Genomic DNA, 25,349 nt, shown 5'->3' on the forward strand with positions numbered 1-25,349 from the left:
TTTTCTTCTCATACAAATATTAGAAAAATAGAGGCCAAATTTTATTCTTCTGATTTTCAAGAAAGCCGCAGCTTTGCGGCTTTTTTTAAAATAATAAGATGTAAAATACCTGAATATTTTACTTATATTTCTAAATGAAGAAACTTGCTGCACCGCCAAAAGGACGGCGAGAGCCGTTTCTTCTTGATTTATAGAATGTATAAGTTTCGCGCCTGTCATGTCTATAAAGTAAAGTAATTAGAATAAAATGTACTATAATGGAAGGTGAGGAAATTGGGGAAGCGCGAAGATATTTTGAATGCACTTCTCGGAGGAACAAGCCTTCATCAAGAACGATTGCCAATCGCCTGGGGAAATATCCGCTTGATGAAAATCGCATTCAGGAAACGATTGAAGCCTGCTGGAGGGCCATCAAGGCCTGATTCCGGCATTGGAGAATAATGGCAGCTGATAGGGCGGCAGGCATGTGTAAGCGGCACATGAGAGGGTATACTATCAGCAATACTAATCAGAAGGAAGAGTGAATATAATGGCGGAAGAGAAAACAAGAATCGAGCCGTGCTGGAGCTTTGACAATAGTTATGCGCGGCTGCCGGGAGCCTTCTTCTCCACGCTCGATGCAATCCCCGTACGGTCACCGGAATTAGTGATATTCAATGAGGGGCTGGCGGTCTCTCTCGGGCTGGATAGCCAGGCGCTGCAAAGCAAGGACGGCGTAGCGGAGCTTGCCGGGAACCGGGTTCCCGAGGGCGCCCTGCCGCTCGCTCAAGCTTATGCAGGGCATCAATTCGGCCATTTTACGATGCTGGGGGACGGACGGGCGCTGCTGCTGGGCGAGCAGATTACGCCTGCGGGCGAACGGGTGGACATACAGCTGAAGGGCTCCGGCCGTACGCCATATTCCCGCGGCGGCGATGGCCGGGCTGCGCTCGCGCCGATGCTGCGCGAATATATCATTAGCGAAGCGATGCATGCGCTTGGTATTCCGACCACCCGCAGCTTGGCGGTGGTAGCGACAGGGCAGTCGGTGATTCGCGAGGAGGAGCTGCCTGGCGCTATTTTGACCCGCGTAGCTGCCAGTCATTTGAGATTCGGCACTTTTCAATATGCGGCGGCACGGGATGCGATCGACGACCTCCGGGCTCTGGCGGATTATACATGGGATAGACACTTTAAAGACAGCGATGCCGGTGAGAACCGTTACCTTTCCCTGCTTCGGAATGTAATACAGCGTCAGGCTTCATTGATTGCCAAATGGCAGCAAGCGGGATTCATTCACGGGGTGATGAACACCGACAACATGACACTTAGCGGAGAGACTATCGATTATGGTCCCTGCGCCTTCATGGACGCCTATGACCCGGAAACGGTCTTCAGCTCTATTGATAGCCAAGGCCGCTATGCCTATGGCAATCAGCCGCGCATCGCCATGTGGAATCTCGCGAGACTTGCCGAAGCTTTATTGCCGCTGCTGCATGACGACGAAGAGCAGGCAGTCAGGCTGGCCGAAGAGGCGATCTCGCAATTTAGCGAGCTGTACAGCAGCAATTGGCTGGCAGGCATGAGGGCGAAGCTGGGAGTTTTCAATGAAGAGCCGGAGGATGAAGCTCTGATTGATGAGCTCCTCAAGATGATGCAGAAGCATGGCGCGGACTACACGAATACCTTCCGCGCTCTTACTTGGGATCGAACGAAAGAGACAGTACTGCACGGCACAGCCGAATTTGTCCAATGGCATGGCCGGTGGCAGGCGAGACGAAGCAGGCAGGAGCAAGCGAAGCCAGCCTCGCAGCAGTTGATGCAGGACAGCAATCCTGCGGTTATCCCGCGCAACCACCGGGTCGAAGCCGCTCTCGAGGCCGCCGTGAAAGGGGACCTCAGCGTCATGCAGCGGCTGCTTGCTGCGCTGTCGAAGCCTTACGCGCACTCCCCCGAACAGGAGGAGTATACTTCGCTGCCTGAACATTCCTCCCAACCTTATCGAACCTATTGCGGCACCTGAGTCTTCCGGTCTTAAATGCTTCAAATTATCCGTATTTACACACGAAAGAGAATACACACGAAAGAGAATGAGGCCGATACAAATGTATCGGCCTCATCAGCATGAAGATTTTATTGTGTTCGACGTTGTTTACGGAATAGACTTTCGGCAGTATGGCATAATATCCCTGGACGCGATATGACAATTCAATCCAAACGGATTATACTTTAAATGGTATGGATCAGTGAGAGTTTCGAAGGAGAGGGCGCATATAGCCACCGACGGCATTAAAATGAAAACGCTGGGTGAATTCCTGAAATCACGCAGGGAGCGGCTCCAGCCGGAACAAGCCGGCATCAACTTTTCCTATGGCAGACGAAGAACGCCAGGACTTAGACGGGAAGAAGCTGCCCTTCTGGCAGGAGTCAGCGTGACTTATTATACATGGCTGGAACAAGGGCGGGATGTGGCGGTATCCAGGGAAGTCATTGAGAGTATCGCAAAAGCGCTGCAGTTGACCGAAGATGAGCGCCTGCATCTCATTCAGCTGTCGAGTCCCCATTCATCCGGTCCCTCTGTCTCGATGGATGCGCAAATCAATTCGGAGTGGCAGATTATTATCAATCAATTAACGTATCCAGCCTTCATAACGAATGATCGATCGGAAGTGCTTGCCTGGAATCAGGCGGCCAATGAAATCATTGCGGACTTCGCAGCCTTGCCCGCTCAGGAACGTGTCTTGATCCGGTTATTGTTTGTTGATCCGGAATTGCGGCGGCGTCTGATCAATTGGGTAGAGTTCGCACGCTACTCGGTCGGGGTTTACCGGACTTATTACGATAATTATGCGGCAGACCCCTGGTATCGCGAGACGGTTGAACAATTAATCATGGACAGCGCTGAGTTCGCCGCCATGTGGGAACGGCATGATATCCAGCTCAAAAGAGTAAGCCGGGTGCTATACCAGGTCCCCGGAGCCGGAGAGCGCATGTATGACATCAATTCTTTTGACAGTCTCAATGGCAATATGAACTTGCACTGCTGCGTCTACATTCCGGTTGAGTCAGAGGAAGCATAGCCATAAAGGATGTGAGGCTTCCGCAATGCAGACGCTGTACACCAATCAGGCAGCCGGATCAATCGGCAGCCTGTCGGTTGTTATTGCTTGGGTGACTTGACCCACCATAAATTGTTGAAGGGATCAACAAAGCCGCCCATTATGCCATTTTCGTCTTCCATCACGGGTGTTACGGAAGTGCCGCCTGCCAGTTCTGCTCTCCGCACGGCCTCTGCTGCGTCATCAACATAGACATACATGTGAATATTCGATGGTTCCTTCGCTTTAAGTTCGGCATCGTACTTCTGTTCACCCGTGCTGCAATCCTCATCGCAATTGACGGCTTCCTCCGTACCATCAGCGAAGTAGAGCAGGCTTTCCCCGATTTTTAATTCACCATGCGTTATTTTTTTTCCGTTCGTACTCTTGACGATCAATCCGGCTTGAGCGCCAAAAGTGCTCTCTAAAAATTGGATCAAGACCTGCCCGTCAGTAACCATGATATAAGGAACAACATTCTGCTGCCCAGCTGGCACACCCATTTTATAACCACCTTTTCATTAAGAATTTTACGTACATCCTTATCCTACAACATTCATGCAAATGCCAATGTTTGCTTTCATTTATCCCTTTTTTACGGCATATGAATTATAAGGACTCTGTCATAAGGTTGAATTATTTATATAGGGCTGGAGAAGGGGATTTCGATGGTGGATTGAAACAGCCGGGAAAATAGAAATATGAGCTTGAAATGGCGTAGCGGCCTTCTTGTTTTAATCAGATATGTAAGGAGGAGTGTAATGACGCTGTATGCATCAACTCATGCGAATAACAACGATGTTAAAATCCATTACTACGATTCACTGGAAAAATCGAAATCAGATGGAAACAGCATTCCGTTAGTGGTTTGTCCAGGATTATCGGAGACAGCAGAGGAATATATTGACCTGCTTGAAGCTGTTTCACCCAGAAGATGTATACTTTTATCATTCCGAGGAAGAGGAGGGAGTGATACACCGGTTCATGGCTACAATCTTGACGATCATGTTTCCGATCTAGAAGCGGTTGTTCGACATGCTGGAGTGGAGTTGTTTCATTTGTTCGGCTATTCGCGTGGGGCATCATACGCGCTTGGCTATGCCCAAAAACATAAAGGGCAAATAAAATCTTTAATTCTTGGTGATTATCCTCCAGAACATCGGGCTATGTCCGAGGACTGGACGAAAGATTATATCCATAACTATTTGATGCCGCACAGTCGGACAAATTATATTCGTCCGGAAGCTGTTCTGGGTATTCAAAGTGAATCCTCCCAGTCGAGTCTTGAGAATGTGCTCTCAATGAATGTTTTAGTAGCCAGAGGTAAACTTCAGGGATCATTAATCACGGACAGCGATCTTCTGCGTTACAAGGAAATGTGCAGCAGATTATCTATAAAGGAATATCGTCGATCCGGACATGATATAAAAGAAAAGGAAAAGGAGCTTTTTTACAGCGATGTAGTGAGCTTTCTGGCTGGAATAAATAGCTCGCAATAGTTAAGAAAATTATGGTACTATTGATAGAATTATAGAAAATGAAGTTAATGGGCGACTAACTAATAAAGTCTTTATTTCGGGGCCAATGGATTAGAATAATGAAGGAGCTTGCTATCTGGCAGCTCCTCTTTTCAATTTGTACCTATTTATATTCGAACGAAATGAGGGAGAAAGCTTGAAAAGTGTGAAGACGAATAAGCGGCTGGACAGCGTCCGAGTGGCCGTTCAAGAAATGATCATGTCTATCGTTAGTAGAGCCAGGCAGCAGGAAGCGTGTGTCCATCTGTACGGAGTGTCCGCTTTTGCTTCGATGCTCGCATTGAAAAGAGGGCTTAATCAGGAACTGGCGGAGATCGCAGGATTGCTTCATGGTTATTATTTCTATAAAACCGGAATCCATGACTTTCCCGGTCCGAACAGCGCCGAGGCGGTAAGACCTGTTTTAAGAGATATGAACATTTTTACCAAAGAGGAGCAACTCATCATCCAACAGGCGATTTTCTATCAGGGAGAAAGAACCGGAACCCATGGTCCCTATGATGAAATGATCAAGGATGCTTATGTGATGCAGTCGTACTTTCAGAATAGGAGCCGAAGCTTATCGCAGCAGGATACCCCAAGGCTTCAAAAAGTGCTTCGTGAGCTGGGGATTTCTCATGAAATGCCGGAAAATATGCACAGTGAGGGTAGGGTATCCAGCAGCTTCTCCGCTGCCGGCAAACGGGGCAAGCTGGCCGACATAGCGGAAGCACTTGCGGGAGAAGACATAATTGGCGTTCCGGGAGATGAACGATATCGGGAAATCTGCCAGTATTGGCCGGATAGAAATGTCTATAAAGACTTGCAAAACAGCTGGTGTGCCGCATTCGTCTATCATTGCTGCCGGCAAGCCGGATTTCTACTGCCGATTCGGTACCCGAACTCGATCTGCCGGTTTGCAGGCGTAGGCGCTTGGCTAGAGTGGGCTGGGCTGCCGGAAACCGGATTTTTTCATGAAGACGATCAGAATGGGTTCACGCCGCAGCGCGGTGATATCGTGATCTATGAGAAGCTGCTGTTTGACGACCCGCATGATCATATTGGAATTCTACTGGCTTGTGAGGATGAGAAAATTCTAGTCGCTGAGGGCAATAGAGATAATCAGAATTTCTCCTGCGTCTTCTATAGGAACAGAAGGCATTGCATACGGGGCTATATCCGAATTGATGACAGCTACCGGTATCATTTTGACGGCAGCTATAGTCCGATTCTTTAGGGATAACAGATTTGTGAATGGATTCATAGTATTTTGGACAGCATTTCGCTTTATTTATTTTTGCTATAGAAATTGTTTATTTTTGGAAAATAACCCAGTTACCAAGGGCGGAAAGGGAGCCTTCAAGAGCTTTTATTGTCATGCACCGGATTGAATCCGTATAATGCGCGGTGGCTGGACCTGCGTTGTTAATAGCCCTATATACACAGGAAAAGCCAGCAAATACAAGGGAAATCCGAATGTCGTATATGCAGGCTTAAGCCGAATCTATCATTCTTCCCATTAACATTATATACATATTTCGAAAACATTCTCTTAATGTAAGTGCTTTAATATGAGGGAGTAAACATACCTTAGGAGGGAATATATGAAATCACAGAAAAAGAATGGATTCAAGGCAGCGATGGTAGCAACTGCGGCAACCGCCCTTCTCGTAACGAGCGTAGTCAGCGCACAAGCGCCTAATCGTGCAGAGGCTGCTTCTTCGCAAACGAAAAATGTAATTTTGTTCGTCGGCGACGGAATGGGAACAGCCCAGCGTGACGCAATCCGGCTTGCAACTGTAGGTGAAAACGGTAAACTGGCTATGGATGCTATGCCATACGTTGGTTTAATTCATACAAGATCCACTATCCCCGTTACGGATTCGGCTGCTTCAGCTACGGCTTATGCCAGCGGCGTAAAAACGTATAACGGCGCAATCGGCGTGGATGCCAACAAAAAACCGGTAAAAACAATCATGGAATACGCGAAAGATGCCGGAAAAGCCACTGGCGTAGTTACAACCAGCCAAGTTACGGATGCTACCGGCGCTGCATTCGGCGCGCATGTTGAAGACCGTGCCAAGCAAAGCGACATCGCCCTGCAGTACCTGACCAAAAGCAAAATTGACGTGCTTCTCGGCGGCGGCGAGGATTTCTGGTACCCTGCGGGCGATGCTGGCAAATTCAAAGACGAGCCGGCTGAAGATCCAGCAGAAAAAAGCAAGGGAACTCAAGGAAATCTGATCAACAAGGCTAAAGTATTGGGATACAGCTATGTTGCGAACAAAACCGATATGCAAAAAGCAAAAGGCGGCAAGCTGCTTGGACTGTTTGCCAATGAAGAGATGTTCCAGCAAAAACCGGAAGGCGAAGGGGATATTTACAACCCGATTGTCTCTCTTCCGGACATGACCAAAAAAGCGATTGACACGCTTGCGTCAAACAAAAAAGGCTTCTTCCTGATGGTTGAAGAAGAAGGCACGGATGAATTCGCTCACCAAAACAATGCCAAAATGACCATTAAAGCAGGTCAACAGCTGGACAAAGCCGTTCAAGTTGCCAAAGATTTTGCCAAGAAAAACCCGGATACGCTTGTCCTTGTACTTGCCGATCACGAAACAGGCGGGTTCTCCATTGAGGAAGTTGACGCCGAAGACGAGTCAGGCGACGCTATTTCCAAAGAAGACGGTCCTTTCGCCATTGTGAACTCCAAACATAACTTTGTTGTTGACTGGACAACCGCAGGTCATACGGCGGTCGATATCCCTTTAACGGCAATTGGCAAAAACGCCGAAATGTTCTCTGGTATTTATGAGAATACCGAAGTATTCACCAAGCTCATGCAGTCCCTGGGACTTAAAGTGAAAAAATAATGCATTAAAGTGCGAAACAAAGGCTAGCCAGTAATTCTGGCTAGCCTTGTTTGTGTCTCTGGAGGCACATATCTTCTCACAGATGAGTGTCCGACACGTCCGTTATTCCCGAGGAATTAATCGATTGTAAGAACAACCTTCCCGCGGCCATGTCCGGTTTCTACTTCCCGATGGGCATCGGCTGCGTCGGACAGCGTAAACGTTTTCCGTATATGAACCTGCAGCTTTCCCTGGGTATGAAGGTCGACGAGTTCGGCAAGCCGGGCTGCGGACCGCTGGCTGCGGATCGGACGAACTCCAAGCTCCTGTACAATGTCAAAGGCGGCGATTGTGCCGATGCGATCCTTGTTCGCAACGAGCTGTACCGAAGCGCGCAGAGCATCGCCTCCCGCCGCATCCAGCGCCGCGTCCACGCCATCCGGTGCGAGGCCCCGGACTCTTTCGACCAGACCGTCTCCATAGCTGACCGGAATCGCTCCGAGCGATCGAAGATAATCGTGATTTTGCTCGCTGGCTGTGCCAATGACGGTAGCCCCCCAGGACAAGGCTAACTGGACCGCGATCGTACCGACCCCGCCAGCGGCGGCATGAATCAATACGGTGTCGCCTTGGCTAACGCCCAATTCCTTCAGCGCAGTATGGGCAGTCTGCCCGGAGGCGGACAGCGCCCCTGCGACCTCCCATGCCATAGTCCGGGGTTTGGCCACGATCTGACTGCTGCTCACCACTACATAATCGGCATAGCATCCCAGCACCCGGAAGCCAAGAACCTCATTGCCGGCAGTGAAGCCGGTGACGCCTTCCCCGACCTGATCAATAATCCCCGCGAACTCGTTGCCAAGAATCTGAGGGAAATGCACTGCTGCCCCGGGTGGAGTCCAACCGCTGCGTACGGCCAAGTCGGCGGGCTGGACTCCGGCAGCCTTGACGCGGACCCGCACTTCGCCCGCGCCTGCTTGAGGAGCCTCAGCCTCGATTAGCTGCAAAACCTCCGGAGGGCCAAAGGAGAGAATTCCCGCTGCTCTCATGCTGCTTCCCCTCCCTGTCTGGGATAACGATTGTCCATCCAAGCTCACCCTTTCTTAAAATATTTGAACGTATAAAATGTATCTTTTCAGCCTTTCAATTGTTTGCCGGCATCATTTATTTTATAATAAAATGTAAATAAACAAAAATATATCTAAACACATATAATACATATACTTGAGTATATAAGGAGGAGGGACAAGGATGGAATTGCTGCAGCTGCAGTACTTTCGCAAGGTAGCCAAACTGGAGCATATGACGAAGGCTGCCGAGGAGCTGCGTATTGCGCAGCCCGCTCTCAGCAAGACGATTTCCCGATTGGAGGAGAGCGTAGGCGTGCCTTTGTTTGACCGTTATGGAAGACAAATCCGGCTTAATACATTTGGACAAATCTTTTTGAAAAAGGTCGAAGCGGCCCTTAGCGCGCTGGAAGAGGGGCAGAAGGAAATTACCGAGCTTGCGGGATTGGAGCATGGGGTCATTCATTTGGCGACATCCGCCCTGGACCGTTTAACAGAACCGCTGGGGGCGTTCCTCTCCCTCTACCCAGGAGTCAATATCCGGCTCACACAGGTTTCAAAAGAAGAAGAAATAACCCTTCTGCTTGGAGCAGGCGAAGCCGATATTTGTTTTACGGCTCTGCCCGTCGAACACCCGGAATTCAGTGCAACGACCGTGTTCAGCGAAGATGTTTTCTTGGCCGTTCCTCCCGGGCACCGGTTAGCGGAGCGTGGCAGTATTCGCTTGGAAGAGGTCGCGGATGAGCCGTTTATCGGCTACAAAGAGGGCATTCTTTTCCAACCGATGAATGATGGTTTCTTCCGCAAAGCGGGGATATCGCCAAAATACGTTTGCCAGGTAGACGAACCTGCCAGCATTTCAAATCTTGTCCGTGCCGGATTGGGAATTGCCCTTATCGGCGGGTGCGGAAGAAGTCCTGGTGTCCCGCTTCATCTGCTGCGTATTGAATATCCTGTGTGTCAGCGCAATTTTCAAATCATATGGCACGAGAAACGCTACCTATCTCTGGCAGCCCGCAAGTTCAGGGATTTTTTCGTCCAATATTTTGCCGAACAGTAAGGGGGGCTTGAATCTTATGAATAGACTGGCATGGGCTGCTCTTGTCATATTGTCTGCTATTGTATTGAGTTCCTGCAGCGCAATATCGCCCTCTTCGAGTGCAAATTGGGCATATGGCTTTGTGGTCTGGAACGGCGATATTTTTGAAGACATCAAGGAAGAGGTTGCAAAGGATGCAATTGAACAAAGTATCGGGGAAGTTAAAAAGTATTCCGATCACGAAGGAACATATGGCAATGGTTACTCTAATCTATTCAAAAAGGGTACAAAGCTTTATAAAATTCAGGGAGTAGATACGGAACAATTCATAGCAGCGGAATCAGACGGAAAGTATTTCAAGCTCAAGGATAACGGCAAGTATGGAAAATAACGAATCCGCCAGGTTTTTTGAGAAGGGAGCGTTACAAAATGGAGAAGACGACTTTATATTTAACGAGGCATGGAGAAACGCAATGGAATGTTGAAAAAAAATGCAAGGGCATCAGGATTCGTCGCTCACCAGCAGAGGGCTTTATCAAGCGCAAGCCTTGGGCGATTCTTTGAGAGCTGTTGATTTTGCGGCTGTCTATTCAAGCTCCAGCGTGAGAGCCGTTAAAACGGCTGAGCTTTTATCCCATTCGAGAAATCTGAGAATCGAGCCCAACGATTCCTTAAGAGAAATTTTTCTGGGAAGCTGGGAGGGTCAGAACAACATTGAACAATCTCAGCCGGAAGCTTATTATGCTTTTTGGAATACTCCGCATCTCTACAGCCCTCAGAACGGGGGAGAGTCTTTTCAAGACGTTTCCGATCGGGTCATTCCAGTGATTGAAGAGATCATTGCTGCCCACAAGGGAAAAGAGATTCTAGTCGTAACGCATTCCGTCACATTGAAACTGATTATGAGTTATTTTGAAGGCAGGCCCTTGGAAAAGCTGTGGGAGCCGCCATATCTGCATCCTACAAGTCTCAGTAAGGTTGTTATTCAAAACAACAATCCGACAATAGAGCTCCATGCAGATCTATCTCACATGAAAGAATAGAAAATGCGTAAAGGAAAATTCAGGCTTTACATTTTTTCGGGGATGTATTATATTTGTATGTGCAAACAATATTATTTTGTGACAGTGTCCATTCAAGAAATGAGGTACGATCCATGCTGGAAAATTATTTGAAGGAATGCCTGTATTTCACTGCGAACCGGCTCGGCAGGGTTATTACCAAGATGGCTGAGGATGAGTTTGCCGTAAGCGGATTATCGCCGACATATGGTTTTTTACTGATGGCCGTGTATGAGAAAGAAGGGATTTCACAGAAGGAGTTAGGCGGAATTCTTCATCTTCAGCCTTCAACGGTGACCCGCCTTGTCGAGAAGCTTGTCAGTAAAGGATTGATCTACAACCGTGTGGAAGGGCGATTGTCGCTCATATATGCAACGGATAAAGGCAAGGCATTGGAAGATGTGATCAATCAATGCTGGAACAATCTTCGGGCCCGCTATTCCGCCATTTTGGGGGAACAAGAAGGCGATGAACTAACCCTTCAATTATATAAAGTGAGCGATCAATTAGAAAATATCGAATGATTCAACTCCATTTTTTTAGAATAATATTTGCTTGTACAAACAATTTATGATGCTAATTGACGCTGATGATGATCGTTGTTTCCCCAGGTGGACAGAGGCTTAACGCCTTGCCTATAAACACAATTCATTTACAAGGAGGATTCATTATGAACGAAAATGCGCAAGAAAACGTCAACCAGGAGAGTGCTCATGAAAGGAAGCCGATCCTGATTCTTGGCGGAACAGGGAAGACAGGCAGCCGTGTGGCGATGCGGCTCACGCAGCTCGGCGTGCCGATAAGGATTGGCTCCCGCTCCGGTGAGCTGCCTTTTGATTGGGAGGATCAAGCAACCTGGGCAGCAGTCCTGCAGGGCGTGTCAGCGGTGTATATCACTTATTATCCCGACCTTGCACTGCCGGGGGCAGCAGCAGCTATCGGAGCATTCGCTGAGCTTGCGGTGAGCAGGGGAGTCAGGCGGCTGGTGCTGCTGTCCGGCAGAGGCGAGGAAGAGGCTCTGCTCAGCGAGCAAGCGCTGCGGAATTCAGGCGCAGATTGGACGATTCTGCGGGCGAGCTGGTTCTGCCAAAATTTCAGCGAAAGCTTCCTGATCGGGCCGGTCATGAGCGGTACGGTAGCTCTCCCGGCAGCGGATGTGGCTGAGCCGTTCGTCGATGCCGAGGACATTGCGGACGTCGCAGTCGCCGCCCTGACCGGGAACGGCCATGTGGGCCAGCTCTACGAATTGACCGGCCCGCGCGCGCTCACCTTTGCTGAAGCAACCAAGGAAATCGCCCAGGCCAGCGGACGGGAGGTCCGTTATGTGCAGGTCTCCGGGGAACAGTTCAAGTCGATGCTGGCGGAGGAGCATGTGCCTGACGAAATCGTACTGCTGCTGACCGATCTGTTCACCAAAGTATTGGACGGCCGCAACTCCCATCTGACGGATGGCGTTAAGCGTGCTCTGGGCAGAGAGCCGCGGGATTTTGCTGAATATGCACGAAACACTGCCGCAGCCGGCGTCTGGAGGATTTAGTATTATGGAGCGCTTGCTTGGCACATTAACCTTCGTCTCGGCACTTGGAACCGGATTGGTTGCCGGACTGTTCTTTGCCTTCTCGGCATTCGTGATGACAGCTCTCTCCCGTCTCCCGGCGGAGCAGGGCATTGCCGCTATGCAGTCCATTAACGTAACCGTCCTCAATCCATGGTTCAATACTGTGTTTTTCGGATCGGCCTTGACATCTGTTGTCCTGATCATCGTTTCATTCTTCAGATGGGGGGAAGCTGGCGTGATCTATCTGCTCGCCGGCAGCCTGCTCTATCTCGTAGGCTCCTTCCTGGTGACAGCTGTGTTCAACGTGCCGTTGAACGACATGCTTGCCGCTGTGGATCCCGCAAGCACCGAAGGCGCGGAACTATGGACACGTTACATCGCCGATTGGACGGCGTGGAATACGGTACGAACCGTCGCGAGCCTTGCTGCGCTGGCATCGTTCATCGCCGCATTCCGCATGGGGGAATGAGAGGAATCTTCTATAAGTATGGAATGGGTCAACCGGTATAGCGGTTGGCCTTTTGTTCATATCTAATCCCATGGTAGGATTAGGTTATCATGCTGTGTTGGTGAAGCGGAAAGAGCTTAATAACTGGAGGATGGAGACTTTAATTTGAAAAGAATCGTCAATGGACATTTTCAAGACCTCAATATCTACGCACAAAACATTCAAAAAGAGACAGGAGCAACAGCTGCTGCTGTTTGCATCATCCATAAAGACACTGTTGTAAACGAATGGTACGCTGGCACCCACGATTTCTCTCCGGAGTCGCGGAAGGTCGACGAAGCTACCCGGTTTAATGTAGGTTCCATACGTAAAACATATCTTGGGCTTGCAGTAAGCCTGCTCATAGAGCAGGGCAGGATCAACAGTGTTGATGACGAAATTGCGGGATACCTGAATGAGCCCGAGGAGGCCGCTAAAGGAGTAACGTTACGGCAGCTGCTCACGCATACTCACGGTTTAATGGAAGCAGACGGCGCGATCGTAAGAGAATTTCCGGCGGGTGAGAGCTGGGCGTACAGAAATACCGGCATTACCCTGTTAACCCGGTTGGTTAAGCATTTATCTGCACAAAATGTAAGCGAATTTGTGCAGAGCAGCATCCTTGCACCGTATCATTTGAATAAAACTGGTTGGAGAACTTCGTATGATGAGCACCTGATTTACAACTACTACAAGGACAAACATACCTGGGTTGGCCCTAATGACAGCGATGCGGGTGATCAAGGCAATTTATTTATCAGCGCTGAAGATATGGCGGCGTGGGGTTATATTCATCTTAGAAAAGGTTGTATGAATGGCAAGCAAGTCCTGCCGCAAACTGTTTTTGAACGGGTAACCGAATTACACACACCCTCCACAGTACCTGAGCATCTGCCCCGTAATGGATTTGTTTGGTGGCTTCAAAGCAGCAGTCCATTAAACCAGATCGGTGAACATGTACCCAATGGGGCGTATCAAATTCTCGGCATCACCGGATGTACTTGTTTGGTCATCCCGCATTATGACGCAGTAGTGGTAAGAATGTATAATCAATTAAACAATCCGGTTGGTTTTGATTATTTAAGCGAGATAAGGATGTTTGGAAATATCGCTGCCGGCCTGCTGGACAGCTATAAAGCCGCTCAACCCTCTTGACCTTCACATCATGTGATGGTTTAGTATGACATATATCAATCAAAGCGGGGAGGGCTCGTTATTCATATCAGTGAGCTGTCAGGGAGGACAGGAGTGAGTCTGCGTTCCCTGAGATACTATGAAGAAAAGAAGTTACTGAACCCCGTTCGCCTGGAGAACGGATATCGGGATTATGCGGAATCGGATGTTGAAAGGATTGCACTGATCCAGCTTTATTTTAGTCTTGGGCTCACAGCCAAGGAAATAATGGATTTCTTTGACTGTTTATTTCAAAATGGTACAAGACGGGAATGCCTGCCGAACGCCATAGAAGTGGCTGAAAGAAAGCTGGGCGACATCAAAAAACAAATCGGGATTCTTCGCAAAGCCGAGTCCCAGCTGGAAGAGCATTTGTACGAGTGGAGAAATGCGATCAATCAACAGTGGAATTAAATGAGAATGGCGCGAAGGAGGTCATGTGACAGATGGGCAGGCATTCTCCAGATCGTTTTTTGCGGGGCATTAGGCTTGATAGGGATGCGATCCCTTCCTTTGATCATTATCCATTTAATCTTGGCGTAATTCGGAGTCTCGGCAAGCTGGACTTTCATCCCAAAGTGAGCTACATCGTGGGTGAGAACGGAATGGGGAAATCGACGCTAATGGAGTCGATTGCCGTAGCCTGGGGATTTAATCCGGAAGGCGGCACCCGGAACTTCTCATTCTCCACGCAGTCCACACATTCCGATTTGCATAAATATATACGTTTGGTGCGCGGAGCGCATAAGCCGCGGGATGGATTCTTTTTCCGGGCGGAGAGTTATTATAACCTGGCGACGAATATCGAGGAGCTGGATAGGGAGGGCTCTGCCGGCCCACGCATTATAGATTCTTACGGGGGCAAGTCGCTGCATGAGCAATCCCACGGCGAGTCGTTTTTTGCCGCTTTCCTTCACCGTTTCGGAGGGCAGGGCTTATACATCCTGGATGAGCCTGAGGCCGCCTTGTCTCCTCTCCGGCAGATGGCCATGCTTTCGCGCATTCATGAGCTGGTCCAAAAAAACTCCCAGTTCATTATCTCCACCCATTCCCCCATTCTTATGGCATATCCGGATTCGATCATTTATAATCTGACTCCTGACGGGATTGAAACCACAACATTGGAAGCAACCGATCATTATATAATCATGAAGCAGTTCCTCAATAATAAAGAAAAAATGCTTCATGAGCTTTTTGACAATTTGTAAGGTGACATTGCACCCGCTTCACATCCTCCGTTCTTTGGAACCGTAAAAAATCAATCAAATTCAATCAAATGATAGAGTTATGACTAATATGGATCACTTTTACAAATAAAATGATTGACTGGAAGCAGCCATGTATCTATCCTTTAAATGAAGGCATGGTTTCAAGCGTTTGAATATCGGAACGATAGAGAGACCCAGCACCGTCCGGTGCTGGGTCTGTTTGGTTATGGCAAGAAATGGTCGGCATTTGATAAGTAATTGTTAAACCAGGAGCAAGCGGGATTATTCAGGAGGGTATTGGACTTTCCGTGTAGAACTAACGAAGATAGACCCTGTCGTTCAATGATGAACATGCTCTCGAGCAAATACGCGGTATAAACCTGTTTGCGAGGTGTAATGGAGATGAACACGCTTCTCATTGTAGAGGACAACGATTTTGAAAGAAATGCGCTGCAGCATTATGTCGATTGGGACTTATTGGGGGTCCGTGTCGTGGATACCGCTCATAATGGCAAGGATGGGCTGGAGAAAGCCAGGCTGCATCAGCCTGATATTATTATCAGTGATGTCAAAATGCCTGTTATGGATGGAATTGAGATGGCCAAAGCCATCGCTCATTTCAACCCGAACATAAAGTTTATTTTTTCAAGCGGACATGATGACGCGGAGACATTGAAGGAAGCGCTTGAGGTCAGGGCATACAGTTATCTGATCAAGCCTGTAAGACAAGAAGAATTGATTGCGGTTCTGAGAAGGATTGCATCGGTTTCCATGGACGAGAAGCTGTCGCATCGGGCAAGCAGGAAAATCATGGAGCAATTCCATCATAATCTGCCCCATCTTCAGACCAAATTTCTGGAGGAGCTGATGAACGGCCTGCACAGTCCGGATGAAGCGAACCTGATCTACACCCGGGCTAATGATTTGGAGCTGCAAATGACGGGGTCATACAAGCTGGCCTTGATTGAATTCGATTATGCGGCCAACACCGATATTTTCCAAAAATCCAGGTATCTGGGCAGCATTCTCACTGAGCTGCAGGATGCGTGCGATTCCAAGGACGTATTATTCATCAAGGATGGGGACAGCAGAATCATTGCGGTTCTCCATTCCCTGAAGGAAGATTCCGACAAAGATAAGCAGCTTCTTCACACGGTCGGGAACAAAATTGCTCTTCTCATGGAGGTGCAGCCCTTCAGGTATGTAATCGGCGTAAGCACCGGCGCTCCTAATTTGACCGATCTTGGAATGCTGTATAGACAGTGCTGCTCCACAATCAATGGAAAGGTCGGATTCGGGTATGGCAGCGTAATCACGTTCGAACAGGCGTATGCCCGTACATCTGCGCTGTCCGACCCGGACACTGGCCTTATGAAGCAGATTATCGACGAGATTGTGTCAGGGGCATGCGGGGGCAAGGATTGCGAAGAGAGCATACAGAAGCTGATGCATCTCATGACAACGGAGCATGATATGAAGCTGGAGCGCATTCAGAGTATAATGATCAGCTTATTCAGCAGCCTTTCCAAGAGCATGGCGAATATTGGAGAAAAGATCGACATGGTCGCAAAAGACGAATCGGAGCTTTTTCATGGTGTAGTCACGGCCAAGACGCTTCCCGATATTGTACATTACGTCCGTCAGGTTATGAATGAGGTTTCCTCGTATATGGGCCGCAAAAACCTGAATAAAGAAGATTATATGATCCAGGAAATTTTGAACATCCTGAATAAGGACTTTTGCAAATCGATCACGCTCTCATATATTTCCGACCGGGTGTTTTTGAGTCCCAATTATTTGAGGGTCCTGTTCAAGGATAAAATGAACATCAGCATACAGGATTATTTGACCCAGCTGAGGATCAACAAGGCCAAGGAGCTGCTGAGGCAAAACCGCTACAAGGTGCATGAAATCGGTGAAATGGTGGGGTATGAGAACAGCACGTATTTTAATCTTGTGTTTAAAAACAGTGTCCATATGACGCCCAAAGAGTACCGGAACAAGTATATGACCCAGGTAAGCGGGGCCTGACCCGTGAACGATGCCGGCAGCAAAAGGAGCAGGACTTATGAATACCGCATATAAAGTGAAATTTTTCTATGTTGTATTCGCCTTTACGATTGCAATCGTGCTGGTCAGCTCTGTCACCATCAGCTTGATTATTTATTACAGGTTCAATTCAGCCATCGCGAAGCAGAACGACGATTTCATTCAAAATACGAGCGCGCAGCTGAAGAGCAATGTGCTGACATTGGTCGATAATTGTGAAACCATTGCAGGAAATATCTATGCCGATACGGCTCTGCAGACTTTTCTGGAAGGCTATCATAATCAAAAAATCGATTACGATATGTTTGAGAAGTTCAATTCGATTACGGACAATCTCCAGAGCATTCTGAGCAATAATACGGAGATCAGCAGCATCAGCATTTACAAAAGGGATGCCGGGCTGGTCAGCAACGGAAAGGAAATCAGGATCTGGGGTCAATTCGGCCGAGTCGACCTGCTTCAGAAGGCAATGGATGCAGGGGGCAAGGATGTATGGGCCAGTTACCGGGATGAAGCAAGCGGCGCGTATAAAATTGTCCTGATGAAGTATTTGAATGTCTATGCGCCCGGAGGCGTGCTGGTCATCGAATTGAACGAAGAGAGCTTCTATGATCTTTACAAATCCGGAATGGCGAGCAATTATCTGTTCCTCATGGATAACCAGAATCAGGTGATCAGCTCCAACAGCAGAGGATCGATCGGGAAGGAAATCAATGCGCCCGTCAAGCGCTTTGTCAGCGAAGGAGAGGCGACAGGCAAGCTGGTTTATGACAATACCCGCTATTATCTGTTCAGCGAGCAGGTGAACGACAGCTGGTCGCTTGCCGTACTGTATGATTCCAACGAGATCGAGAAGGAAAAGAGAAACATAACCTACTATATTATCTTCTATACAGCCATTCTGATCCTTGTATCGATGCTTCTGGCCTTCCTTTTCTCGAAAAGATTTGCCGGGCAGGTAGACAAGCTGGTCGCCAAGATCAAGGAAATCGATAAGGGCAATCTGAATATCCAGCCGACAATCAGCCAGGTGAACGAGTTTTATTTGCTGGATCAGGCGCTTTATACGATGGCCCGGAATATTAACAGCCTGAACAGCGATATATTAAACGTCCAGAAGCAAAAGGAAGAAAGCGAAATTAAATATTTGCAGATGCAGATGAACCCGCATTTTCTGTACAATCTGCTCTCTGCCATCCGCTGGATAGCTTTTCGAGAGAAGCAGCAGCAGATTATGCACATCATCGATCATTTAAGCGATTTTTATAAAATTGCCCTGAGCAAAGGAAACGAAATCATCGGCATCCAGGATGAAATCAAACTGGTCCGAAGCTATGTCGAGCTGCAGAATTTGAGCTACAGCGGTCTCATTCGTTTAACAATCCGGATGGACGAGAGCCTGAACGACTTGCAGGTATGCAAAATGACCCTGCAGCCCTTTGTCGAGAACAGCATCGTGCATGGAATCGTGCGTGAGCAGCCCTTGAACATATCGGTCGAAATCATCCCTTTCGATGAAACGGGAGTGCGGATCCGCATCATGGACGATGGGTCCGGGATTGAGGAAGACTTTGTCCGGTTGATTGAGGATATGAACGGATTGAATACGATGACAAGCAGCGCAAGCTACGGGATTACCAATACGATTGTGCGGTTGAAATATTTGTACGGGGACCAGATAAGGATTCGCGCAGCACGGAGAACCCCTGGCACATTAATCGAAATCACCATTAAAAACGCCAGCTGAGCCATGTCGGTTCAACGGCGTTTTCATTTTATGCAGAATGTATCAAAAATGCATATATCCATCACAAATTGCCTGATCGAACTGCCATATTTACTATAAGCATTCGATGGATATTTGAATTGAAGGCACGGCCTGCCGGCACTAAAATTTAAGTAGAGAGAGAAACCAAAACATCAGGTGAAAGGAAGTTATCCATTTGACCGGGATTCAGAATCTTCTTTCGAAACTGAAGAAGCAGAAAGTGTTGATGCTCATGCTGATCCCTTTCCTGGCCCATCTGCTTTTATTTAAATATTATCCGATGTACGGCAATCTGATTGCCTTCAAGGATTATTCCTTCTCCAAAGGAATTATCGGAAGTCCCTGGGCGGGCTTCAAGTGGTTCGAGTATTTCTTCAATTCATCGGATTTCTGGATCGTTATGAGAAATACGGTTGTCATCAGCGTGCTTTCGTTGATTTTTACAACGGCGGCCTCCATCGTGTTTGCGATACTGGTATGCGAGCTCCGAAACCTGTACATGAAGAAGTTCGTACAGACGGTTTCGTATCTGCCTCATTTTATATCGTGGGTTGTCGTTGCGGGCATGGCTTTCACGCTGTTTTCTATTGACGGCGGCTCCATTAACAAGTTCCTGGTCGATATTCATGTTATCGATAAGCCTGTAAACTTCCTGGGCGACGAGCAATTGTACTGGCCGGTCATCACCTTTCTGAACGTATGGAAAAGTGCCGGATACAACTCCATTCTCTATATAGCCGCCATTACAGCCATAGACAGGCAGATGTACGAATCGGCAATTATCGACGGGGCCAACAAGTGGAAGCAAATTATCTATATTACGCTCCCTTGCATAAAACCGACCATTGTTATTCTGCTGGTACTAAGCTTGGGTTACGTGCTGAACGCGGGGCTCGATCAGCAGTTCTTCATGGGCAATCCCTTGAATATGGAGCATTCGCAGGTGCTTGATACGTATATCGTCCGATATGGGCTGCAGCAGCTCGAATATTCATACGGTACGGCGGTAGGCTTGTTCAGGAGCATCATCAGTCTGGTGCTGGTCGTCATCGCCAATATGATTTCGAGAAGGCTGTTTAAGATGGGCGTGTTTTAGTGAAAAAGTGCCCGTACGAACCGAAGGCCATTTTTGCACCATACTTTAAGATGATTTTTCGATGAGGTGGATTTGTGCTGATTTCAAGAGGCGAGAAGACGTTCCATGTACTTAATGCCATTATTCTGCTGCTTTTGTCGTTCACGGTCATATACCCCTTTATCAATATCTTCGCGATCTCGTTTAACGACGGGCAGGACGCCATGATAAAAGGCATATATCTCTGGCCGAGGAAATTCTCGATTGCGGCCTATGAGCTCATATTCAAGGAGCCTTTATTGGCGCACAGCGCTTATGTCAGCGTACTGAGGACGGTTCTCGGGACGATCGTTAATCTCGCAAGCACGGCGGTCATTGCCTATGTGCTGTCTAACAGACAGCTGTTATTCAGAAGAACGTTCATCTTTCTGTATGTGTTCACGATGTATTTTAACGGCGGCATCATACCCGAATTTCTGCTCATCCGGAGTCTCGGTCTCTATGATAATTTCGCTGTATATATTCTCCCCGGCCTTGTGGCTGCAATGCCGATCATGATCATGCGCCAGTTCTTCGAGGATCTGCCGCAGGCGCTGCTCGAATCGGCAAGGATTGACGGAGCTTCCGAGATACGGATCTTGATGCGGATCGTAATCCCGATGGCTGCGCCGGTTATGGCGACGGTTGCCCTGATGTATGCAGTCGGGCATTGGACCTCGTGGAATGATACGTATTTCTACACCAAGAACGATGGGAAACTGGCAACGCTGCAGGGCATCCTGGTCAAAATCCTGATGGAGTCGCAAGCCCAGAGCATGAGCTCCAACTACAGCGCGCTGATGGATTCCATGAGAGGCGAGAACAAGCCGACGTCCGAGGTGATCAAGATGGCTACCATCGTAGTAACAACCGTTCCGGTTCTGTGCGTCTATCCATTTCTGCAAAAATATTTCGTAAGCGGGATGACCATGGGAGCAGTCAAGGAATGAGGATTTCAATGATAGCCGGGGTCAGATGACGATTTGATCTCACGGCCGTTGCTGAAACTTTCAGATAGATAAACTATATAACGAAGGGAAATGGGAGAAATGAGACGTTGGACCAGAATGGCAAGTGTAGGATTAGTCGTATTTCTGCTTGCCGCCGTGTTTGCGGGCTGCAGCCAGCCGGAACCGGCTAAAAATAACGCACCGGCAGCTGATGCGGCCGCAAATACGGGGACAGCGGATGCTGGTTCCGAAACGGACGCTGCGGCACCGGATGCGAAAGAACCTCCAGTGGAATTGACCGTGCTGAATGCGGCAGGAGGTTCTCCAACCTTTGGTACAGGCGATCCTGTGTACGATGACAATCCGATCGCCAAGTATCTGCTCGACAATCTGAATATCAAGCTGAAATGGGAGGTTATCTCCGGCGACGGCGCCCAGGCTATGGGACTCAAGCTTGCGTCGGGTGATTACCCGGATATCATTACGAATTTGCAGCCGGAGACGTATCAGAAGATGCTGGACGACAACCGGCTGGTTGACATGGCTCCCCTTATTGAAGCCAATGGACCCAATATCCAGAAGGCGTATGGAGAAAAAACGCTTAATTTCCTTAAAACGGACGACAATCATTTGTATAGTCTGACTCAGCAATACGGCAATATCCCGGAAGGCTCTACACCGGCTGGCTATGGCTTCGGCTTTCAGATCAGAAAGGATATCTATGAAGCCATCGGCTCGCCCAAGATTGAGACAACCGACGACATCTATGCGGTCTTGAAAAAAATCAAGGACGATCCGAAGGTGAATAAAACCGGCAGCGGCGAAAGCGTGTGGCCAATCGGAACGTTCAAACGTTCATGGAACAACTTCCTGCAGGGCCTTGAGGCTATGGGAGGCTCCGGAACGGCCAAGTGGACCGTCAAAGACGGGAAAGTCCAATATTGGTTCAGAGAGCCTTGGGCGGAAACGGCCATGCAATTTTACAATAAGCTTTACAGGGAAGGGCTGCTGGATCCCGATTCATTCGTCGTGGAGCCGGATGCCTGGCAGAAAGAAAAGGTCAATACGGGAAGAATCGCAACTACGATCGGAGCCTGGAATATGGTCGCCGATGCCTGGGGCGAATTCAAGGCGGCGAATGTGCCGAATGCGGAAAATATGTACTTCCTGAATTTTGCCGTCAGCATACCCGGCGGCGAAACGCCGCAGCTCGTAAACATAAGCAGTGTAGGCAATGGCTATACGGTCATAACCGATAAGACGGAGGATAAGGAAGCGGCGATCAAGCTGCTGGATTTCCTGGCATCGCCGGAAGGCAATTTCATGGCGCATAACGGGCCGGAAGGCACGCAGTGGGAAATGAAGGACGGCGTTCCTACGCTGAAGCCCGAATATCTGGAAAGATGGAAAAACGGGGAAGGCGATGACAGCTTTGCCAAAGAAACGGGGATTGGCTTATACAGGCACTTCGTGGGTACGGACGTCCCCAAATCTCCTGCAGGCACCTATATGGTGCTGAAGGATGACCCTAAAGTGACAGGCCGGGTCGACTTTGCACAGCGGGATGAGGCGCTTGGCAAGTATTACTTCGACAGCGCGCCTTTCGTAGGTATTGAGACAGGACTGCCGCAGGATATCACGATGATGTACAGCACGATCGACAGCAAGCTCGGAGATGCCGTCTATAAGCCTGTTCTGGCTAATTCCGCAGAAGCCTCGCACGAGGAATGGCTTAAGTTCATCAAGGCAATGGATGATGCGGGAGCGGCCAAGGTCGAGGCGGCGGTTACCGAGAATTATCAGAAGAATCTTGTGAAGCTGGGATTGAAATAATCGTAATAAAGCTACAGGTGGATAAGGCCGGATGGCCTTATCCACTTTATTGGGAAAATTCACAGGACTGAAGGTGATGCCGATTATGAAATTGACCTTAATCAGACATGGAGAAATGTGCGGGGATCCGTTCATTTGCCCGGAAAGACCGGTACAGGGCTGCCTTACCGAAGAGTCAGGCATTCCGCAAGCGGAGGCGGCGGCGCAGGCGTTGAAGGATGTGCATTTCGATCATGCTTTCTCCTCTCCGTACGGCAGGGCTCTGCAGACGGCTGAAATTATTATGACTGGAAGAGAGACAGACATTGAAGTGCTGCATTTTCTGCATGAATGGATGCCAAGCCCAGAGCTTGCGAGCCTTCCAAGCACGGTATATGAACAAATCCAGCAGCAGGCTGAAGATGTGTATGCCGAAGAAAGCTGGAAGACGGACATGGGCGAAGGACATTTTGAAATGAGCGCCAGGATCATCCCGCCTTTTCTGAAGGAGTTGGACCGGTTGGGCATTCACAGCCGCATGGGCGGGTTTGTGCCTGAAGAGCACGCCCGGAATCTGTCCATAGCGGTATTCGCCCATGGAGGTTCTTTGGGGACGCTGCTGAATTTTCTGCTCGGGGTCAGGGCATTTCCGATAAGCGGCTTCCGCTTCGAGCTAACGGGTGTGGCGACGATTGATTTCAAGGAACGAAAAGGGATTTATTATCCCCAGCTGCGCATTTCGTCCATCCATGCCATTCAATAAGCGTTATGACAGCAATTCCAAATGTTTTGGAGGGACAGCATGGGAATCAGGATTAAGGTATATGATGCCAATGAACAATTAACGCCCTGCAGAATTGTGATCCGGAAATCCGGTAACGGGCCGGTTGAGGATAACGGGAACGCTGGCGAAATTATATATTGCAGCGGGGAACATGACTTTGAAGCGGTCAACGGCGAATACATGATCGAGGTGTTCAAGGGCAAGCTGTATGCTCCAGTCCGCCACACTGCGGCTGTGCATACCGGGAATGTCGAGTTCCGTGTGCAGCTCAAGCCTCTGGTGGATACAAGGAAGCTTGGCCTCTATTCATTCGATGCGCATTCCCATGTTTCCAGGAACGAGAACCTGGTGACCGGAAACCTCGGATGGGCCTCTACGGTTATGATGGCGGAGGATTTCAATTTCTTCTATGCCGGCTCGCCTTATGATCACGAAACGCATCTGGAGTATTTAAACAAAGAGTATAAGAGTGATGCCCCTTACCGCGAGCAGTTCGCTTCCGATATCAGGCAGATCAATCAGATCAATCAGGAAGGCTTCATCATCGATATCGGGAACGAGTTTGTCAAATGCAGGTATGGACATATATGCCTGTTCAATTTTGTGCAGAAGCCCCCCTTCAGCAAATATTACGACGAGGCGTGGGATCCCTGGAATGACAGCAACCGGCAGGGAGACGAGCCCCGCTATGAAATCTCCTATCCGTATGAAGCCGTTCTTGCGGAAAAGCAGGAGCATTCCTTCGCGTTCTCCGCTCATCCGACGAGCTGGTGGTGGGGAATGCACGATGTATTCATTACGAATATCGCGTCTACGCTGGCGTTTGATCTGTTGACGGGTGCCGTTGACGGTATGGTCATCATGGGCTATGGCAGCGACAAGAAAGCGTATCAGGACTTGTGGTTCGAGGCTTTGCGGAATGGCTATTTTATTCCCGGAGTGGCAGAAACGGACGTTTCCTTTGACGCAGTTCCGAAGCAGAGGTTTCTTCAATACAAGACGTATGCTTTTCTGGAAGAGTTCAGCATGCAGGCATTGGGAGCTGCTATGAAGAACGGCAGGAATATTGTCAGCTCCGGTCCCATTCTGGTTATGAGGGTAAACGGGCAGCTGCCGGGCGCCGTGTTCTCCTATGAAAGCGGGGAGGCGTTCGAGATTGCCATTGAGGCTTACAGCTGCTATGAGGCTTCACTTTCGACCGTACAGCTGATCGTCAATGGCGATATTGCAGCCGAGTATGCCGTGAGCGACATGCAGTATGATTGCACGCACCGGATAGAAGTGAAAGAAGACAGCTTCGTCATTGCCAAATGCTATGATTTTGCAGGAAATGTTGCGATTACCAGCCCGGTATATATTCGGAATCAACCGTTTGTGAATAAAGGCTATCTGTCGGACGTCAATGTTCATGTGCGTAAAGCGGGGAAACCCGCAGTTGGTGTGTACTGGTTGGATGATGAGCCGGGAAGAAACGCTTTCGAGGGCAAGGTGCTGGTGCAGATGAATCCGGTATCCAGCCTGCATATCTCCGTAGACGGAGAAGTCCGGACCGTCAAATTGTTCGAGCTGGATGAGCTGCAAAGGATATTTAAACATCTTTATCTGGGCGATTTTAACCGGGACAAGCGTTATCAGTCGGGCGAAGTGCCGGCTGACGCGTTCAAGATCGCGCGCGTGAAGGAAATACTCAACCATGTTGAGCTGAATGTGGAGTTCTAGGTTGAAGATGAGAGAAGCGTATAAGAGGTTCCAGATGAATCACCGCCCAGTCTGCCGCTATCGAGCGGGAGGTTGGGCTTTTTTTCATACTAGGATATAATGGATTCAAATTGG

Annotated in this window: 23 protein-coding genes; 21 read left to right on the plus strand and 2 right to left on the minus strand. The window is 48.8% G+C overall.

The genetic code is table 11. From position 1 onward, the window contains the following. Positions 1 to 529 precede the first annotated feature (529 nt). The gene (locus ACFOLF_RS25300) at positions 530 to 2,002 is read left to right on the plus strand and encodes a protein adenylyltransferase SelO (protein WP_210046492.1); all 1,473 of its coding nucleotides are present in this window, start codon (positions 530 to 532) and stop codon (positions 2,000 to 2,002) included. Positions 2,003 to 2,225: 223 nt separating this feature from the next. Further along, a complete protein-coding gene (locus ACFOLF_RS25305) occupies positions 2,226 to 3,059 on the plus strand; it encodes a helix-turn-helix transcriptional regulator (RefSeq protein WP_379114319.1) in 834 nt (277 codons plus the stop codon). Between the two features lie 80 nt (positions 3,060 to 3,139). On the opposite strand, the gene ACFOLF_RS25310 is transcribed toward ACFOLF_RS25305, so the two are convergent. Continuing rightward, positions 3,140 to 3,580: a VOC family protein gene (locus ACFOLF_RS25310; RefSeq protein WP_210046493.1), complete on the minus strand. Its 441-nt coding sequence runs from the start codon at positions 3,578 to 3,580 to the stop codon at positions 3,140 to 3,142. 258 nt (positions 3,581 to 3,838) lie between these two features. On the opposite strand from ACFOLF_RS25310, the gene ACFOLF_RS25315 reads away from it, so the two are divergent. The 3 genes from ACFOLF_RS25315 to ACFOLF_RS25325 all read left to right on the plus strand — a co-directional run bounded on the left by ACFOLF_RS25315 (position 3,839) and on the right by ACFOLF_RS25325 (position 7,467). Continuing rightward, a complete protein-coding gene (locus ACFOLF_RS25315; RefSeq protein ID WP_210046494.1) occupies positions 3,839 to 4,576 on the plus strand; it encodes an alpha/beta fold hydrolase in 738 nt (245 codons plus the stop codon). Between the two features lie 184 nt (positions 4,577 to 4,760). Continuing rightward, positions 4,761 to 5,831, plus strand: a complete 1,071-nt coding sequence (locus ACFOLF_RS25320) for a CHAP domain-containing protein (protein WP_379114339.1) — start codon at positions 4,761 to 4,763, stop codon at positions 5,829 to 5,831. A gap of 367 nt (positions 5,832 to 6,198) precedes the next feature. Next, a complete protein-coding gene (locus tag ACFOLF_RS25325; RefSeq protein ID WP_210046495.1) occupies positions 6,199 to 7,467 on the plus strand; it encodes an alkaline phosphatase in 1,269 nt (422 codons plus the stop codon). 116 nt (positions 7,468 to 7,583) lie between these two features. Here the strand turns inward: ACFOLF_RS25325 and ACFOLF_RS25330 are convergent, their stop codons facing one another. After that, a complete protein-coding gene (locus tag ACFOLF_RS25330; RefSeq protein WP_210046496.1) occupies positions 7,584 to 8,495 on the minus strand; it encodes an NADP-dependent oxidoreductase in 912 nt (303 codons plus the stop codon). Positions 8,496 to 8,697: 202 nt separating this feature from the next. Here ACFOLF_RS25330 and ACFOLF_RS25335 point away from each other — a divergent pair, with 202 nt between their 5' ends. The 16 genes from ACFOLF_RS25335 (at position 8,698) to ACFOLF_RS25410 (ending at position 25,235) form a co-directional block, all read left to right on the plus strand. Continuing rightward, entirely contained in the window at positions 8,698 to 9,573 is an 876-nt protein-coding gene (locus tag ACFOLF_RS25335) for a LysR family transcriptional regulator (protein WP_210046497.1), read from the plus strand. Between the two features lie 16 nt (positions 9,574 to 9,589). After that, on the plus strand, positions 9,590 to 9,943 hold the full coding sequence (locus ACFOLF_RS25340) for a hypothetical protein (RefSeq protein ID WP_210046498.1): 354 nt from the start codon (positions 9,590 to 9,592) through the stop codon (positions 9,941 to 9,943). A 100-nt stretch (positions 9,944 to 10,043) separates the two neighbouring features. Further along, entirely contained in the window at positions 10,044 to 10,595 is a 552-nt protein-coding gene (locus ACFOLF_RS25345) for a histidine phosphatase family protein (protein ID WP_379114317.1), read from the plus strand. Between the two features lie 113 nt (positions 10,596 to 10,708). After that, positions 10,709 to 11,137, plus strand: a complete 429-nt coding sequence (locus ACFOLF_RS25350) for a MarR family winged helix-turn-helix transcriptional regulator (RefSeq protein ID WP_210046499.1) — start codon at positions 10,709 to 10,711, stop codon at positions 11,135 to 11,137. A gap of 146 nt (positions 11,138 to 11,283) precedes the next feature. Next, a complete protein-coding gene (locus tag ACFOLF_RS25355) occupies positions 11,284 to 12,150 on the plus strand; it encodes an NmrA family NAD(P)-binding protein (RefSeq protein WP_210046500.1) in 867 nt (288 codons plus the stop codon). A 4-nt stretch (positions 12,151 to 12,154) separates the two neighbouring features. Next, entirely contained in the window at positions 12,155 to 12,640 is a 486-nt protein-coding gene (locus ACFOLF_RS25360) for an anthrone oxygenase family protein (RefSeq protein WP_210046501.1), read from the plus strand. A gap of 144 nt (positions 12,641 to 12,784) precedes the next feature. Continuing rightward, the gene (locus ACFOLF_RS25365) at positions 12,785 to 13,813 is read left to right on the plus strand and encodes a serine hydrolase domain-containing protein (protein ID WP_210046502.1); all 1,029 of its coding nucleotides are present in this window, start codon (positions 12,785 to 12,787) and stop codon (positions 13,811 to 13,813) included. A gap of 75 nt (positions 13,814 to 13,888) precedes the next feature. Then, complete coding sequence (locus ACFOLF_RS25370; protein WP_379219632.1) at positions 13,889 to 14,245, plus strand: MerR family transcriptional regulator; 357 nt, start codon at positions 13,889 to 13,891, stop codon at positions 14,243 to 14,245. 32 nt (positions 14,246 to 14,277) lie between these two features. After that, positions 14,278 to 15,039, plus strand: a complete 762-nt coding sequence (locus ACFOLF_RS25375; protein WP_210046503.1) for an AAA family ATPase — start codon at positions 14,278 to 14,280, stop codon at positions 15,037 to 15,039. 402 nt (positions 15,040 to 15,441) lie between these two features. Continuing rightward, positions 15,442 to 17,070: a response regulator gene (locus ACFOLF_RS25380; RefSeq protein ID WP_210046504.1), complete on the plus strand. Its 1,629-nt coding sequence runs from the start codon at positions 15,442 to 15,444 to the stop codon at positions 17,068 to 17,070. Positions 17,071 to 17,107: 37 nt separating this feature from the next. Continuing rightward, positions 17,108 to 18,835: a cache domain-containing sensor histidine kinase gene (locus ACFOLF_RS25385; protein ID WP_210046505.1), complete on the plus strand. Its 1,728-nt coding sequence runs from the start codon at positions 17,108 to 17,110 to the stop codon at positions 18,833 to 18,835. 196 nt (positions 18,836 to 19,031) lie between these two features. Further along, on the plus strand, positions 19,032 to 19,952 hold the full coding sequence (locus ACFOLF_RS25390; RefSeq protein WP_210046506.1) for an ABC transporter permease: 921 nt from the start codon (positions 19,032 to 19,034) through the stop codon (positions 19,950 to 19,952). Positions 19,953 to 20,026: 74 nt separating this feature from the next. Further along, on the plus strand, positions 20,027 to 20,920 hold the full coding sequence (locus tag ACFOLF_RS25395; RefSeq protein ID WP_210046507.1) for a carbohydrate ABC transporter permease: 894 nt from the start codon (positions 20,027 to 20,029) through the stop codon (positions 20,918 to 20,920). A gap of 99 nt (positions 20,921 to 21,019) precedes the next feature. Next, on the plus strand, positions 21,020 to 22,753 hold the full coding sequence (locus tag ACFOLF_RS25400; protein WP_210046508.1) for an extracellular solute-binding protein: 1,734 nt from the start codon (positions 21,020 to 21,022) through the stop codon (positions 22,751 to 22,753). An 85-nt stretch (positions 22,754 to 22,838) separates the two neighbouring features. Further along, on the plus strand, positions 22,839 to 23,495 hold the full coding sequence (locus ACFOLF_RS25405) for a histidine phosphatase family protein (RefSeq protein WP_210046509.1): 657 nt from the start codon (positions 22,839 to 22,841) through the stop codon (positions 23,493 to 23,495). A gap of 39 nt (positions 23,496 to 23,534) precedes the next feature. Beyond that, positions 23,535 to 25,235, plus strand: a complete 1,701-nt coding sequence (locus tag ACFOLF_RS25410) for a CehA/McbA family metallohydrolase (RefSeq protein ID WP_210046510.1) — start codon at positions 23,535 to 23,537, stop codon at positions 25,233 to 25,235. The last annotated feature ends 114 nt before the right edge of the window (positions 25,236 to 25,349 follow it).

It is taken from the genome of Paenibacillus sepulcri, from assembly GCF_042647105.1.
Classification (GTDB): Bacteria; Bacillota; Bacilli; order Paenibacillales; family Paenibacillaceae; genus Paenibacillus_Z; species Paenibacillus_Z sepulcri.

Bases quoted from the DNA above. Each gene is read 5' to 3' on its own strand.
- ACFOLF_RS25300 (WP_210046492.1), top strand. From the start codon at position 530: ATGGCGGAAGAGAAAACAAGAATCGAGCCGTGCTGGAGCTTTGACAAT.
- ACFOLF_RS25310 (WP_210046493.1), bottom strand. From the start codon at position 3,580: ATGGGTGTGCCAGCTGGGCAGCAGAATGTTGTTCCTTATATCATGGTT.
- ACFOLF_RS25315 (WP_210046494.1), top strand. From the start codon at position 3,839: ATGACGCTGTATGCATCAACTCATGCGAATAACAACGATGTTAAAATC.
- ACFOLF_RS25325 (WP_210046495.1), top strand. From the start codon at position 6,199: ATGAAATCACAGAAAAAGAATGGATTCAAGGCAGCGATGGTAGCAACT.
- ACFOLF_RS25330 (WP_210046496.1), bottom strand. From the start codon at position 8,495: ATGAGAGCAGCGGGAATTCTCTCCTTTGGCCCTCCGGAGGTTTTGCAG.
- ACFOLF_RS25335 (WP_210046497.1), top strand. From the start codon at position 8,698: ATGGAATTGCTGCAGCTGCAGTACTTTCGCAAGGTAGCCAAACTGGAG.
- ACFOLF_RS25340 (WP_210046498.1), top strand. From the start codon at position 9,590: ATGAATAGACTGGCATGGGCTGCTCTTGTCATATTGTCTGCTATTGTA.
- ACFOLF_RS25345 (WP_379114317.1), top strand. From the start codon at position 10,044: ATGCAAGGGCATCAGGATTCGTCGCTCACCAGCAGAGGGCTTTATCAA.
- ACFOLF_RS25350 (WP_210046499.1), top strand. From the start codon at position 10,709: ATGCTGGAAAATTATTTGAAGGAATGCCTGTATTTCACTGCGAACCGG.
- ACFOLF_RS25355 (WP_210046500.1), top strand. From the start codon at position 11,284: ATGAACGAAAATGCGCAAGAAAACGTCAACCAGGAGAGTGCTCATGAA.
- ACFOLF_RS25360 (WP_210046501.1), top strand. From the start codon at position 12,155: ATGGAGCGCTTGCTTGGCACATTAACCTTCGTCTCGGCACTTGGAACC.
- ACFOLF_RS25375 (WP_210046503.1), top strand. From the start codon at position 14,278: ATGGGCAGGCATTCTCCAGATCGTTTTTTGCGGGGCATTAGGCTTGAT.
- ACFOLF_RS25380 (WP_210046504.1), top strand. From the start codon at position 15,442: ATGAACACGCTTCTCATTGTAGAGGACAACGATTTTGAAAGAAATGCG.
- ACFOLF_RS25385 (WP_210046505.1), top strand. From the start codon at position 17,108: ATGAATACCGCATATAAAGTGAAATTTTTCTATGTTGTATTCGCCTTT.
- ACFOLF_RS25400 (WP_210046508.1), top strand. From the start codon at position 21,020: ATGAGACGTTGGACCAGAATGGCAAGTGTAGGATTAGTCGTATTTCTG.
- ACFOLF_RS25405 (WP_210046509.1), top strand. From the start codon at position 22,839: ATGAAATTGACCTTAATCAGACATGGAGAAATGTGCGGGGATCCGTTC.
- ACFOLF_RS25410 (WP_210046510.1), top strand. From the start codon at position 23,535: ATGGGAATCAGGATTAAGGTATATGATGCCAATGAACAATTAACGCCC.